The organism is Sphingopyxis sp. GW821-FHT10B01, from assembly GCF_059415685.1.
The window spans coordinates 255,724-270,014 of sequence record NZ_JBWKNS010000001.1; the positions used below are offsets into that span (position 1 = coordinate 255,724).

Sequence of the window (14,291 nt, forward strand, 5' to 3'; positions counted from 1 at the left end):
GAGAAGAGGGGAACCAGCCGCATGACCACCTTGAGGGATGTAGCCCGTGAAGCGGGGGTTTCGGTCGCCACGGCCTCACGCGCGATCAACGGGCACAGCAATGTTACCGCACCGACCCGCGCTGCGGTGATGGCAGCGGTCAAGAAGCTCCACTTCGTGCCGCACAGCGGCGCGCGCAGCCTGACACGGCGCAAGACCGACACCGTCGGCGTCATCCTGCCCGACCTGTTCGGCGAATTTTTTTCCGAGATCATTCGCGGCATCGACCTTGTCGCGCATGAATCGGGAATGCATCTGCTGCTCGGCAATATGCACGGCAGCACGCACGAAACGGCGGCGGCGATCGCCGCGATGCGCGGACGCGTCGACGGGCTGCTGGTGATGCCGCCGGACGTGAAGCCCGAACTGCTCTCGGACTATCTCGACCCCGCACTGCCGACCGTGCTGCTCAATTACGACGCGGGTTCGCTCAACCTGCCGTTCGTTGCGGTCGACAATTATCACGGCGCCTATGCGATGACCGAAGCACTGCTCGCGCGCGGCGCGCGACAAATTGTCCATATCGCGGGACCAAAGCATAATCGCGACGCGCGCGACCGCCAGCGCGGTTTCGTCGATGCGATGGCGAAGGTCGGCGATATCCGGAACCCCGCGATCCTGCCCGGCGACTTTTCGGAGGAAAGCGGCGCGGAGGCTGGCCGCCTGCTGGTGCAGGGACAGCTCCCCGCCGACGCCGTGTTCGCCGCCAACGACCAGATGGCGGTCGGCCTGATCGCGCAGCTTGCCGAAGCGGGCAAGTCGGTGCCGGGTGACATCATGGTGGCCGGGTTCGACGATATCCCGCTCGCGCGGCACCTCAATCCGTCCCTGTCGACGATGCAGGTCAAGATCGACCGGCTGGGGTCGACCGCGATGATGATGCTGCTGCGCATCCTGCGCGGCGAGACGCTGGGCGCGACTAGCGCGACGATCCTGACCCCCGCGCTGATCGCACGCGGAACAACCGGCGACGCGCAGGTTACGACACCGCAGGCGATGATGGCACAGCTATGAGCGACGATGGCGACCGATGCAGGTAACACGGCGCCAGATGACGGGCACGCTCGCGGCGCTGCCCCTGCTCCCGATGCTTGGCGCATGCGGCGCACGGCAGGACGGCACGCTGACGATCTGGGCGATGGGCAATGAGGGCGCGAATCTGCCCGCACTGTTAAGAGGTCTTGCGTTACCTGCGAGCCTGCCCCCGATCGAGGTACAACCGCTGCCGTGGACCGCAGCGCACGAGAAATTGCTCACCGGTTTTGCCGGTAATTCGCTGCCCGCGATCGGGCAGGTCGGCAACAGCTGGATCGCCGAGATGGCCGCGATCGGCGCGATCGCGCCAGTGCCCGCGTCGGCACAGAGTTTGCTCGACGATCAGTTCGCGGCGGTCGTCGATACCAACCGTATCGCGGGCAAGACATGGGCAGTCCCTTGGTATGTCGACACGCGATTGCAATATTATCGCAAGGATGTGTTTGCGCACGTAGGCTATGCCGCGCCGCCGCCCGGCTGGATCGAATGGAAGGCCGCGCTGCACAAGGTGAAGGCCGCGGCAGGCGACGGCAATTATGCCCTTCTCTATCCGGTCAACGAATATGAGCAGTTGACGACGCTGGCCCTGTCGGCGGGCGCGCGCATGTTGCGCGACAGAAGCGCACGCGGTGCCTTTTCGGATCCCGAATTCAAGGCGGCGCTCGCCTTCTACAAATCGCTGTTCGATGAAAGGCTCGCCCCCGTCGCATCGTCGGCGCAGATTTCGAACGTCTGGAACGAATTCGCGCGCGGCTATTTCAGCCTCTTCCTGTCAGGACCGTGGACGATCGGCGACCTGAAGAGCCGCCTGCCCGCCGACATGCGGGCGAAATGGGGCACCGCCCCCAATCCGGGGCCCGGCGGCATCGGGTCGGCGGCGCCGGGCGGATCGAGCCTTGTTGTGTTCGCTGGCACCGAAAATAGCGATGCGGCGTGGGACGTGCTGACGCGCCTCCTCGCGCCCGCCGCGCAGCTGAAATTCCATAAGCTGACCGGAAGCCTCCCCGCACGGCGATCGGTGTGGCGCGAAGCGGGCCTTGCGAGCGATCCCGTCGTCGCGCCCTTCGCCACCCAGCTCGACCATGCGACGGCGTTGCCCAAAGTGCCCGAATGGGAGCGGATCGTCACCGAAATGCAGATCGTCGCCGAGCGCATGGTGCGGGGGCAGTATAGCGTCGACGAAGCCGCAAAGGAGATAGACCGGCGCGCCGACCGCTTGCTCGAAAAACGACGCTGGATGCTGGATAAGGGGCTGGCGCGGTGAGCGCGGCCCGCCGCACCAGCGAAGCGCGCGCCGGCTGGGCGATGAGCGCGCCCGCGCTCACCGCGATCGCCATTTTCTTTGTCGTGCCGGCGGTTGCGTCGCTGTTCCTGAGCTTCACCGATTTCGACATCTACGCGCTCGCGAACCTCGATCATCTGCGCTTCGTCGGTTTCCAGAATTACGAAAGGCTGATCGAGAACCCGCTGTTCTGGAAAGCGATGAGCAATACGTTGCTCTTTGTCGCCCTCGGCACGCCGTTCGTGGTCCTGCTCTCGCTATTCGCCGCGATGCTCGTCAATTCGCGCTGGCTGAAGTGGCGGCCAGTGTGGCGCGTCGCGCTGTTCGCGCCTTATGTGACGACGCTCGTCGCCACCGCCGTCGTGTGGCGCTACCTGCTCGATACGCGCTACGGCCTCGTCAATTATCTGCTGTCGCTATTCGGCATCGCGCCGATCGACTGGCTCGGGAGCCCGCACGCTTCGCTGCCCGCAATCCTGATCTTCGTTGGGTGGAAGACCTTCGGCTACAATATGATCATCTTCCTCGCCGCATTGCAGACGGTGCCGCGCGAACTCGATGAGGCAGCGCGGATCGACGGCGCGGGCTGGTGGACGCGGCTGCGCCACGTCACCCTGCCGGCTATTGCGCCCACTGTGTTGCTCGTCTCGGTGCTGACTGTCGCGGCGATGTTCCAGCTCTTCGCCGAACCCTATGTGATGACGCAGGGCGGTCCCGCCCAGTCGACCGTTACCATCCTGTATTTCATGTATGAGGAGGGGTTCAAATGGTGGAACCTGGGGTCGGGCGCAGCGGTCGCCTTCCTGCTCTTCCTCTGCATTTTGGCGGTGACATTGGTGCAGTTGCGGTTGGCCAAGCGAGGCGGCGCGATATGAGTCTGCGCCGCTGGTCCGTCACCCTGCTTGCCGCGCTGGTCGCGTTCCTAACCGTCGCGCCCTTGCTATGGATGCTCTCGGTCAGCTTCATGGCGCGCGGCGAGGCGTCGCAATTCCCTCCGCCGCTGCTGCCAAGCGATCCCAGCCTCGACAACTACCGGATACTCTTCGGTACGTTCGGTATCGGGCGTTTCCTTGCCAACAGCCTGTTCGTCTCGACGCTCGCAACTGCGCTCGCGCTGCTCTTCACGATTCCCGCCGGCTACGCCTTTGCCAAGCTGCGGTTCAAGGGCCGCGACGCCACCTTCCGAATGCTCGTCGCGGCGCTCGTTGTGCCGGGGCAGATCGGGATGCTGCCGCTCTTCCTCGAACTGAAGGCGATGGGGCTCGTCAACAGCTATGCCGGCGCGCTGGTGCCTTGGCTCGCGGGGATTTTCGGCATCTTTCTCGTGCGCCAATATTGCCTGTCCATCCCCGACGAGATGCTCGAGGCAGCGCGGATCGACGGTGCGGGCGAGGCGCAGATCTTGCGCCGCATCGTGCTGCCGATCCTGACGCCGATCATCGTCACGCTCGCGCTGTTCGTCTTCCTCGGCAGCTGGAACGATTTCATGTGGCCGCTGATCATTCTGGCCGATCAGGGTCTTTACACGTTGCCCGTCGCGCTCGCGGCGATGAGCCGCGAGCATGTGCAGGACAATGAGCTGATGATGGCGGGCGCCGTCGTCACCACGCTCCCCGTTCTGATCCTCTTCCTCGCGCTCCAGCGCTTCTATCTGAGCGGGCTGCTGACCGGGAGCGTCAAGGGATGAGCCGTTCCAAGGACAGAAAGATGAAATACTGGACCGCAGCGCTGCTGAGCCTGTCCCTTGCCGCCGCTCCCGCCGCCGCAAGGGCGAAGGCGCCGCCGATAATCGAGGGACAGACGCCTCAGCCGCCGATCGAGGCCGGAAGCTACCAATATCAGCTCTTCCTGCCCAAAGGCTATTTGACCGACAAGGACAAGACCTATCCTCTTCTGATCTTCTTGCATGGATCGGGCGAGCGCGGCGACGACATCGCGAAGGTGAAAATCCACGGTCCGCCCAAGATCGCCGAGCGCGATCCGGCCTTTCCTTTCCTCACCGTGTCGCCTTTGCTCGGCGCCGGTCAGGACTGGGATATCGAGAAGCTCGACCGGCTGGCCGACCATATTGCCAAGACCTGGCGCGTCGATCCGGCGCGCCTATACCTCACCGGCCTCAGCCGCGGCGGCCATGCCAGCTGGCGCTGGGCGATTGCCGAGCCGAAGCGTTTCGCGGCGATGGCGGCGGTCGCGGGGCGCGGCAATCCCGGCGAAGCATGCCGGTTGATGGATCTGCCCGTCTGGGCCTTCCACGGCGACCGTGACGATGTCGTCACGCCCGAAGGCAGCTTCGCCATGGCGCGCGCAATCCGCGCCTGCGGAGGCCGCAAGGTGCGCCTGACCATCTATCCCGACCTCGGCCATAACGCCTGGGACCCCGCCTATGACGACCCGGCGCTCTACGCCTGGCTCCTCGAACATCGACTTTCCTCCCCGCAAAACACAACCAAGGACAAGAAATGACGCAGACTGTTTTCCCCGACGATTTCCTGTGGGGTGCGGCGACCGCTGCCTATCAGATCGAAGGATCGCCGCTCGCCGACGGCGCGGGCGCGAGCATCTGGCAGCGGTTCAGCCACGACCCGCGGCTGATGGCCGTTAAGGGCGATACCGGCGATATCGCGTGCGACCATTATAACCGCATGGAAAGCGACGTCGCGCTGATGAAGGAACTGGGACTGAAGGCCTATCGCTTCAGCGTGAACTGGGGCCGCGTGTTGCCCGAGGGTACCGGGCGCGTGAACGAGCCCGGCCTCGGTTTTTACGAGCGGCTCGTCGACGAGTTGCTGAAGAATGACATCGAACCGTTGCTGACGCTGCACCATTGGGACCTGCCCGTCGCACTCGACGACAAGGGCGGCTGGCTCAACCGCGATATCGCCGCGTGGTTCGCAGACTATGGCTCGGTGATGTACCGCCGGCTCGACGGGCGCGTGAAGAAATGGGTCACGCTCAACGAGCCGTGGGTGATCACCGACGGCGGCTATCTCCACGGCGCGCTCGCACCCGGGCATCGCAACCTCTTCGAAACCCCGATCGCGAGCCACAATCTGATGCGCGCGCACGGTGCCGCAGTCGAGGCGTATCGCAGCGAAGGCGCACATGAAATCGGCTTGGTCGTCAACATCGAGCCCAAATATCCGGCGAGCGACAGCCCTGAGGACATCGCGGCGACCGCACGCGCGCACGCCTATATGAACCGCCAATATCTCGACCCGGCGCTGAAGGGCAGCTACCCCGCCGAGCTCGCCGAGGTGTTTGGCGAAGCGTGGCAGCAATGGTCCGCCGAAGATCTGAAAGACATCTGCCAGCCGGTCGATTTCATCGGGATCAATTACTACACGCGTAACGTCGTGCAGGCCGACCCGAACCAGTGGCCCGTCGGCGCCTCGCCGGTGAAGCAGAATGCGACGCACACCACGACCGACTGGGAAGTCTATCCGCCCGCGCTGACCGACATGCTGGTCTGGTTCCGCGACACCTATGGCGACATCCCGGTCTATATCACCGAAAATGGCGCCGCCTTCTATGACCCGCCGACCGCAGGGCCCGACGGGATCGACGACCCGTTGCGCTGCGATTACCTCCGCACGCATATCTCGGCGATCGGCGATGCGATCAAGCAGGGGGTCGACGTGCGCGGCTATATGGCCTGGTCGCTGCTCGACAATCTTGAATGGTCATTGGGCTTTTCGAAGCGCTTCGGCATCGTCCATGTCGACTATGAAACACAGGTCCGCACGCCGAAGCGCAGCGCGCATTTCTATAGCAATGTCATCGCCACCAACGGCGGGAATCTGTGACGATGCGCTGGCTGACGCTGATGATCGCGGCCTTGCTCGCGCTGCCGGCGGCGGCGAAGGAGCGCGCCGACCGCTATAGCACGATGACCTACAATATCCGGCTCGATCTCGCGTCGGACGGCGACAATGCCTGGCCGCACCGGCGGAGCGCGTTGACCAGCCTCGTCGCCTACTACGCGCCCGACCTTGTCGGGATGCAAGAGGTGCTGCTCCACCAGAAGCAAGGGGTCGAAACCGACCTGCCCGCCTATCAATTCGTCGGCGTCGCGCGCGACGACGGCAAGGAAAAGGGCGAGTTTTCACCGCTCGGGTTTCGGCGCGACCGGTTCATGTTGACGGGGTCGGGCACCTTCTGGCTGTCGCCGACTCCCGCGGTTCCCGGCAAGGGCTGGGACGCCGCCTATCCGCGCGTTGCGAGCTGGGCACGGCTGAAGGACAAGGCCTCGCGCCGCGCGCTGCTGGTCGTGAACACCCATTTCGATCATGTGGGCACGACAGCCCGGCTGGAAAGCGCGCGGCAGATTCGCCGCTGGATCGGCGACAACCGCAAGGCCGGGGAGACGGTAGTGCTGATGGGCGATTTCAACAGTCCAGCGGACAGCCCCGCGCATAACGCGATCACCAACGCGGCACCCGGCCAGATTGCGCTGCGCGATACCCTGGCGATCAGCCGCACCCCGCATTTCGGCCCGCTTGGCACCTTCACCGCGTTCAAGATCGAGCAAGTCGAAGCAAGCCCGATCGACCATATTTTCGTCAACGACGGGGTCGCCGTGCTGCGGCATGCCACGCTGACCCAGCAGACGGGCGGCAAGCTGCCGTCGGATCATTATCCGGTTCTGGCGGATATTTGTATCGGAGCAAGCTGCTAGTCGGTTCCCCGGCAAGAGCCGGGGAACGATTATTCGGTCTTCGCCTTGTCGAGCCACCCACCGGTAAAACCGATCCGCTTGAGCCCGCGGGCGATATGCGGGTTCTTCCGCATCACATTCCAGACAAAGCCGCTGCGATGGTTTTCCATCATCGCGAGGATCGGACCCTGGTCGATACCCAGATAGTCGTTTGCAACCCAGCCCTGAACCGGATCGACCGTTCCGCTTCGTGTGCCCGTATCGGCAAAAGTGAAGCTGGGGTTGAACGCGTCCTTAAAGCCATAGCGGGTATAAAGCCGCTCGCCATATTTCGTCCGCATCGCCATCAGCGCCGGAATCGTCACTTCGGGCGCGAAGGCAACCGAGCCGCCCGCTGCGGTCGGGACGATCGTGCCATCGTCGACAACGCGCTCTGCGCTGACGCCGCGCGCCATATAACCGTTGAACGCTCGAGGCGCGCCGTTCACGCTATATTTGTCCTTGGAATATCCGGGCCCGTCCGACGCGGTCCAGCCCCAGATATCGGCGCTGTAATCCGCCCATTTGTTCGGATTGTCGGCGCCATAGGCGCGCTGCGACAGCGTCGCGCGGCGGCTGTTCTCGAAATAGTCGATGCCCTTGCCGCGCATGAACGCGTCACGAATGCCGCGAAAATCGACCCAGACATGGCTATATTGGTGCCCGAACATCGGTTCGAACTGCAGGTGCTCCTGCCCGTAATAGCGGCCCCAGTCCTTTTCGAGGTCGGCCGCCCAGCCCTTGTCCCACGCATCCTTGCCTACGGGGTGGGTCGGTGAACCCAGCGCCAGCACATAGACGAGCATGCCCTCATTATAGCCAACCCAGTCGTGCGTTTCGAAACCGCGCTCGGGCTTCCATCCCATCGTGATGCCGTGCGAATTGGCGAGATTGCGTGCCTGCGTGCCGGTGTTCGTGCGCTGGACAAAGGTCCAGTCGACGCGCGTGTAGATCTTCTCGGCGAGATCCCGGATCTCGGCCTCGACCGGGTCGCTTCGGTCGTAATAGCTTTGCGCGAATAGCGCGCCGCCGAGGAACAGGCTGGTGTCGACGGTCGACAGCTCGTTCGTCTTGTACCGTGTGCCGTCGTCATTTTTCAGGAAATGATAGAAGAAGCCCTTGTAGCCGGTGGTTCCGGCTGCCTCGGGCCCCTGCGGCGCGTCCCAGTAGAAGCGCAGGCAGTCGCGCGTGCGCAGCGCCGCTTCGCCGCGCGTCACATAGCCGCGCTCGGCACCGATGCCGTAGGCCGTCAGCGCAAAGCCGGTCGCGGCGATCGACGAAAACGGATTGCTCGGCCAGCGATCGGGCGCGAGACAGCGCGTCGTATCGGTCGTGTCCCAGAAATAGCGAAAGGTCCGCTGGGTCAGCTCTTCCGAAAAAGCGGCTTCGGTCATCGGCGCCAAGGCCGTCATGGCCGGAGGAGCGGCGGACGGGGCGGGAGTGGCGGTACAAGCGGCGGTCAGCGCGACGAGAGGCAGGATAAACGCCCCGTTCCGGAACGACATTCGATACTCCAAAAAAGTGAGGCGCCCGGCCCGCGGGAGGGGGGGGGTGCGGGCCGGGCGCCTTTCAGCCGGTCAGAATTGGAAGCCGGCCGATAGCTTAATTGTACGCGGCGGGCCATCGAGACCGAGGTCGTTCTCGTTACGCAGACCGGTGATTGCACTGAAGCCGCTATAGTTGCGGTCGTTGAACAGGTTGATGATGTCGACACGGAACCGCAGTCGCGATTCGTCGCTGAGGAAGCCAAGCGGAACATATTTGGTGATCGAGAGGTCCATCTGGCGGAAGCCCCAGCGATCGCCATTGCCCTTGGTCTCGATCGACTGGACGTCGCGGATCGGCGGCGTGCCCGCCTGATCGATGAAGGCGGCGAGATATTTGGGCGAAGCGATCTGGAACTTGCCCGACAGCGTAATGCCAAGCGGAATATCGACCGTTCCCGCCATCACGAAGCGATGCTTGCGCGTGCCCGTCGCCGAGATGAAGGGATAATATTCGATACCCGGGAAATCGAGCGCGAACACCTGCCCAAGCTCGCGATTCTCTTCCGCATCGGTGAAGCTGTAGGTCGCATCGAGGCTCCACGGCGAGAATTCGGTGTAACGCTTGGTCAGCTTGAAATAAGCCGTGTTGGCGCGCGTTTCGATCCCGTTGGTGCCAAGAATAATGCTGCCGAAAGGTGCGGGGGGATTTCCGAACGGCGAGTCCGGACGCCCGGTGGCCGGGAAAAAGCTGCCGTCAGGCCGGCGATTGCCGAGCACATAGGCGAAACCGTCGTGGCTTTCGACATAGGAGTAACCGGCTTCGAGATCGAGCAGGTTGAACTTGCCGCGAACGCCCACGCTGAACTGGTCCGAATAGGGCGTCTTCAGGTCATTCTTGATAAAGCGCAGCTCGCGCCCTGCCCCTACCGGTAGCCCCGCGATCAAGGCATCGCGCCCGGCCTGCGTCAGATAGGCCGGGTTCCAGGCGATGCAGGTCGAACTCGGGGCGCAGGTGTTGGCCGTATCTCCCGGATTGTTGAAGTTGAACGTGCGGCCAGCAAACAGACCCTGCGCGAGTTCCTGCTGGATGAAGTCGAACTGCGTCCGGTCATAGGAACGGCCATAGCCACCGAAGATCGCGAAACGCTTTTCTTCATCGAGCGCATAGGTGAAGCCGAGGCGCGGCTGCCACGCCCCCTTGAACGCCTTTCGCTCGCTGCCCGTCGAGATATAGTCGTCGATGTCGTAATTGGCGTTGCGAAGATTAAGGTACGGCGGCGTGACGGTGCCGTTGGCGGCCCGATACGACGCCCGGCCCGCCACAAACTCGGCGATAGCAGGATCATGCTTGTAATTGAGGAACGCCGGCGTCCGCTCATAATCCCAGCGCAGGCCAATATTGAGCGTCAGGCGGTCGTCGACCTCCCAGTCGTCCTGCGCATAAATACCGAACTGGAAATTCTTCGACGTGATATTGGGATCGCCGCCATTCACCGGAGCGCTGAATGTCATCCGATAGGGAATGGTATCGTTGAACGTGCCCGCCGGAACACCCGCAGGGACATAGGTCGCGTTATAAATGAAGAGCGGATTCACGCCATTTTGCGTGTTGGTGTTGAGCTCAATCCATTTCGCTTTCACGCCCACCTTGAATGTGTGGCTCTCAAGGCCGGTCCAGGTGAAATCGTTCGAGACCTGCCAGCCCTTTTGACCCTTGTCCTGGAAATTGGAGCCCGCGCCGATGCGCAAGATGTCGCCGCGCCGGGTTCCGGTCACCGGCGGCGCGTTCGGCACGGTCGCATTGAACAACGAGATATTGCCAAAATTGAGCGGACGCGGCCCCCAGGTGACATCCTCATAGGCAACCTTGAAATCATTGACCCAGGTATCGGCGGTATGTTCCCAGCGGGCGAGGCCGCGCCATTCCTTGACCTTCGTATCGGTTCGCGTCTCTTCGGCAGCAAAGCCGTTGTTGAGCTCTTCCCCGCTCTCGTCGCGATATTTGACCGAAAATTCGAACAGATCGTTCGCTGTCGGCGTGAAGTTGATCTTCCCGAAATAGAGGTCTTCGTTGAACGACGACGTCCTCGCACCGAACGCCCCCCGATATTTTTCGGGGAAAAAGCTGACCGGCAGGTCAAGACCCGGCTTGATCTCGCGCGGTTCGACGCGGCGCTTGCCTTCATAAGTCACGAAGAAATGCAGAACATCCTTGATGATCGGGCCGCCCAGCGCGCCACCGAACTGCATGTCCTTGGTACGCACCTTGGGAATATAGGTCGGAAAATTTTCGCGCGGCAACCGGTCGCGCAGGCTTTGATTGGAGAAATCGAAAAAGCCTTCGCCATGGAATTCGTTGGTACCCGATTTGGTCACCGCGGTGATGGCGACCGAGCTGACCTGATCATATTCGGCCTTATAATTCGACGAAATGACGCGATATTCGCCGATCGCGAGCTGGGGGAAAGGGTTGCCCTGCGTCGTATCCTGACCGGTGACCCCGCCCTTCAGCACATAATCCTTCTGGCTGACGCCGTCGATGAAGACATTGATCGAATTGGCGCCTTGGGCACCGCCCCGCAAGCTCGTCTGGTTCGCACTATTGGTGACGAACTGCACACCCGGCGCGAGATCGGCAAAGGCAAGGAAGTTGCGATTGTTCTGCGGAAGCTGCTCGATCAGCCGCTGCGAGATGTTCGCCCCGACTTCGCCGCCTTCCATCGAGCGGAGACGACTGCCCGTGACGATGATCGCATCGTCGCCGCCTTCGGCGATATCGGGCTGCGAGAAGTCAAAGTCGAGCACCGCGCTCTGCGCGACATTGAGCGTGAATTCGTCGGTCTGGCGCTTGCCCGTCGAGGTCGTGAATTCGAGGCGATAGGTACCGACCGGCAGCGAGGAAAAACCATAGCTGCCATTGGCGCTGACGGTCGAAGTGCGCGTCAGGCCGGTTTTGACGTTGATCGCGGTAACTTCGGAGACGCCGCCTTCGGCCTTTACCGTGCCGCGCAGCGATGCGCCCGATACCTGAGCATGCGCCGGAGTCGCAACGGCGACCGCAAGCACAGCGGCGGCACTGCTCCACGCCAGCGCAGCGGCTAGCGAACGAGCCCGCGACTGGCGTGCAGAATCATTCTGAAAATCATGCGAAAACTTCACGGCATCCTCCCTTTTTAGCGCCCCCGACATTCCCCGCCTTGTCCTCGTTCGCCGACCGGCATTGCCTCCGATGCAGCGACGAATCGCGGGAAATCACGTCGTTGTTTTTTTGATTTGTAACCGGTTTCACGATAGCTGTATAGGGGGAAGCGACACAGATGGATGCGATCGGGGACCAGCCGGTTTTCGGCCGATTTCGGCCAATCCGCGTGACAATGTATAAACAGACCCGACCGGGAAGGACGAATCATGCCGCCGATGCCGCGCAACCTCATATGCCTGACGCTGGCCACCCTGATGGTGGCGGGACAGATGGCCCCCGGCCCGCTGCTGGCAAAGCCCGCAGCGAGTGCCAACCAGAAGACACCCGCAGATGCCGCGGGCTGGATGCGCCCTGATCCCAAGATGGATGGCTTCATCGCCGATCTGATGGCGAAGATGACGCTCGACGAAAAAGTCGGTCAGCTGAATCTTCTGACGAGCAATTGGGAATCGACCGGCCCGACGATGCGCGACAGCTATAAGGAAGATGTCCGCGCCGGGCGCATCGGCGCAATCTTCAATGCCTATACCGCCAAATATACGCGCGAATTGCAGCAGCTCGCCGTCGAGGGGACGCGGCTTAAGATTCCGCTGATATTCGGGTACGATGTCATTCACGGGCACCGGACGATTTTCCCGATCTCGCTGGGTGAAGCGGCGAGCTGGGACTTGCAGGCCATTGAAAAGTCAGCGAGAGTTTCGGCGGTCGAGGCATCGGCCGAGGGCATCCACTGGACCTTTTCGCCGATGGTCGACATCGCGCGCGATGCGCGTTGGGGCCGTATTTCCGAAGGTGCGGGCGAAGATGTCTACCTTGGCAGCCTGATCGCGAAGGCGCGCGTGCGCGGATATCAGGGCGACGACCTTTCGCGCCCCGACACGATCCTCGCGACCGCCAAACATTTCGCCGCCTATGGCGCAGCGCAGGCGGGACGCGACTATCACACGGTCGATATTTCCGAGCGCACGCTGCGCGACATTTACCTGCCGCCGTTCAAGGCCGCCGCCGATGCCGGCGCCGCGACGTTCATGACGTCGTTCAACGAATATGACGGCGTGCCCGCGTCGGGCAGCCACTATCTGTTGACCGATGTGCTGCGCGACAAATGGGGGTTCAAGGGATTCGTCGTAACCGATTACACGTCGATCAACGAAATGGTCCCGCACGGCTATGCCAAGGACCTGAAACAGGCGGGCGAGCAGGCGATCAACGCCGGGGTCGACATGGACATGCAAGGCGCGGTCTATATGGAAAACCTCGCCGGATCGGTCGCCGAAGGCAAGGTCGACATGACGCGGATCGACGCCGCGGTGAAATCGATCCTCGAAATGAAATATCGCCTCGGCCTGTTCGAAGATCCCTATCGCTATGCCAATGAGGAACGCGAGAAGGCGACGATCTACAAGCCCGAATTCCTCGAAGCGGCGCGTGATGTGGCGCGCAAGTCGATCGTGCTGCTGAAGAACAAGGACAATGCCCTGCCCCTCGCCGCCGCGGCGAAGTCGATCGCGGTGATCGGCCCGCTCGGCAACAGCAAGGAGGACATGATCGGCAGCTGGTCGGCGGCAGGCGACCGCAAGACGCGGCCGGTAACGCTGCTCGAAGGACTGCAGGCGCGGGCGCCGAAGGGCACGAGCGTCGCTTTCGCCAAGGGCGCGAGCTATGACTTCGCCGCCGAAGGCAAGACCGACGGCTTTGCCGAGGCGATCGCACTCGCGCAGAAATCGGATGTGATCATCGCCGCGGTGGGGGAGCATTGGAACATGACCGGCGAAGCGGCGAGCCGCACCTCGCTCGACCTGCCGGGAAATCAGCAGGCGTTGCTCGAAGAGCTCAAGAAAACCGGCAAGCCGATCATCGTCGTGCTGATGAGCGGACGCCCGAACAGCATCGGCTGGGCCGATGCCAACGCCGATGCGATCCTCGAAGCCTGGTACCCCGGTACGATGGGCGGTCATGCGATCGCCGACGTGCTGTACGGCGACTATAATCCGTCGGCCAAATTGCCCGTGACCTTTCCGCGCAATGTCGGACAGGTTCCGATTCACTACGATATGAAGAACACGGGCCGTCCGATCGAGCTTGGCGCACCGGGCGCGAAATATGTGTCGCGCTACCTCGATACGCCGAACACCCCGCTTTATCCCTTCGGTTACGGGCTGAGCTACACCAGCTTCACTTACTCGCCGGTGACACTCGACAAGGCGAAGGTGCGGCCGGGCGAGAAACTGACCGCGAGTATAACGGTCACCAACAGCGGCGCACGCGACGGCGAGGAAGTCGTGCAGCTTTACGTTCGCGACCTCGTCGGATCGGTGACGCGGCCGGTAAAGGAGCTGAAAGGCTTTGAGAAAGTGATGCTCAAGAAGGGCGAGAAGCGCACGATCCGCTTTACGCTGACCGACGCCGACCTTGCCTTCACGCGGCAGGACATGAGCTGGGGCAGCGAGCCTGGCCAGTTCAAGCTCTGGGTCGGCCCCTCGTCCGCCACAGGGTCTGAAGCCGCATTCGAACTGACCGAATAGGAGCGTTCTCCCCTTCGAACATATATGG

10 protein-coding genes are annotated in these 14,291 nt (G+C 62.6%); 8 read left to right on the forward strand and 2 right to left on the reverse strand.

Features of this window, described 5'->3' with window-relative positions; translation table 11 throughout:
• Positions 1–21 precede the first annotated feature (21 nt).
• From AC07NV_RS01120 to AC07NV_RS01150, 7 genes are read left to right on the forward strand one after another with little or no spacing between them, the layout of a single operon-like run.
• Entirely contained in the window at positions 22–1,053 is a 1,032-nt protein-coding gene (locus AC07NV_RS01120; RefSeq protein WP_495164494.1) for a LacI family DNA-binding transcriptional regulator, read from the forward strand.
• A gap of 16 nt (positions 1,054–1,069) precedes the next feature.
• The gene (locus AC07NV_RS01125; protein WP_495164495.1) at positions 1,070–2,338 is read left to right on the forward strand and encodes an extracellular solute-binding protein; all 1,269 of its coding nucleotides are present in this window, start codon (positions 1,070–1,072) and stop codon (positions 2,336–2,338) included.
• Positions 2,335–3,231, forward strand: coding sequence for a carbohydrate ABC transporter permease (locus AC07NV_RS01130; protein ID WP_495164496.1), 897 nt, complete (start codon positions 2,335–2,337; stop codon positions 3,229–3,231). Before AC07NV_RS01125 ends, AC07NV_RS01130 begins: the two co-directional genes overlap by 4 nt.
• Positions 3,228–4,043 carry a carbohydrate ABC transporter permease gene (locus tag AC07NV_RS01135; RefSeq protein WP_495164497.1) on the forward strand — a complete coding sequence of 272 codons (816 nt, stop codon included), beginning with the start codon at positions 3,228–3,230 and terminating at the stop codon, positions 4,041–4,043. The genes AC07NV_RS01130 and AC07NV_RS01135 overlap by 4 nt, the downstream gene beginning before the upstream one ends.
• A 20-nt stretch (positions 4,044–4,063) precedes the next feature.
• Positions 4,064–4,819: a carboxylesterase family protein gene (locus AC07NV_RS01140; RefSeq protein WP_495164498.1), complete on the forward strand. Its 756-nt coding sequence runs from the start codon at positions 4,064–4,066 to the stop codon at positions 4,817–4,819.
• Positions 4,816–6,159 carry a GH1 family beta-glucosidase gene (locus AC07NV_RS01145; protein ID WP_495164499.1) on the forward strand — a complete coding sequence of 448 codons (1,344 nt, stop codon included), beginning with the start codon at positions 4,816–4,818 and terminating at the stop codon, positions 6,157–6,159. Before AC07NV_RS01140 ends, AC07NV_RS01145 begins: the two co-directional genes overlap by 4 nt.
• Positions 6,160–6,161: 2 nt before the next feature.
• On the forward strand, positions 6,162–7,031 hold the full coding sequence (locus AC07NV_RS01150) for an endonuclease/exonuclease/phosphatase family protein (RefSeq protein ID WP_495165140.1): 870 nt from the start codon (positions 6,162–6,164) through the stop codon (positions 7,029–7,031).
• Positions 7,032–7,060: 29 nt separating this feature from the next.
• Here the strand turns inward: AC07NV_RS01150 and AC07NV_RS01155 are convergent, their stop codons facing one another.
• The gene (locus AC07NV_RS01155; protein ID WP_495164500.1) at positions 7,061–8,554 is read right to left on the reverse strand and encodes a glucoamylase family protein; all 1,494 of its coding nucleotides are present in this window, start codon (positions 8,552–8,554) and stop codon (positions 7,061–7,063) included.
• 72 nt (positions 8,555–8,626) lie between these two features.
• The gene (locus tag AC07NV_RS01160; RefSeq protein ID WP_495164501.1) at positions 8,627–11,695 is read right to left on the reverse strand and encodes a TonB-dependent receptor; all 3,069 of its coding nucleotides are present in this window, start codon (positions 11,693–11,695) and stop codon (positions 8,627–8,629) included.
• Positions 11,696–11,944: 249 nt separating this feature from the next.
• Between AC07NV_RS01160 and bglX the strand changes: the two genes are divergently transcribed.
• Positions 11,945–14,263 (forward strand): beta-glucosidase BglX, encoded by a 2,319-nt coding sequence (bglX, locus tag AC07NV_RS01165; protein WP_495164502.1) that lies wholly within the window; start codon positions 11,945–11,947, stop codon positions 14,261–14,263.
• Positions 14,264–14,291: the final 28 nt, after the last annotated feature.

Excerpts from the sequence above, each read along its gene's own strand:
- AC07NV_RS01155 (WP_495164500.1), bottom strand. The coding sequence starts at position 8,554 with ATGTCGTTCCGGAACGGGGCGTTTATCCTGCCTCTCGTCGCGCTGACC.
- AC07NV_RS01140 (WP_495164498.1), top strand. The coding sequence starts at position 4,064 with ATGAAATACTGGACCGCAGCGCTGCTGAGCCTGTCCCTTGCCGCCGCT.
- bglX (WP_495164502.1), top strand. The coding sequence starts at position 11,945 with ATGCCGCCGATGCCGCGCAACCTCATATGCCTGACGCTGGCCACCCTG.
- AC07NV_RS01145 (WP_495164499.1), top strand. The coding sequence starts at position 4,816 with ATGACGCAGACTGTTTTCCCCGACGATTTCCTGTGGGGTGCGGCGACC.
- AC07NV_RS01150 (WP_495165140.1), top strand. The coding sequence starts at position 6,162 with ATGCGCTGGCTGACGCTGATGATCGCGGCCTTGCTCGCGCTGCCGGCG.
- AC07NV_RS01120 (WP_495164494.1), top strand. The coding sequence starts at position 22 with ATGACCACCTTGAGGGATGTAGCCCGTGAAGCGGGGGTTTCGGTCGCC.
- AC07NV_RS01125 (WP_495164495.1), top strand. The coding sequence starts at position 1,070 with ATGCAGGTAACACGGCGCCAGATGACGGGCACGCTCGCGGCGCTGCCC.
- AC07NV_RS01135 (WP_495164497.1), top strand. The coding sequence starts at position 3,228 with ATGAGTCTGCGCCGCTGGTCCGTCACCCTGCTTGCCGCGCTGGTCGCG.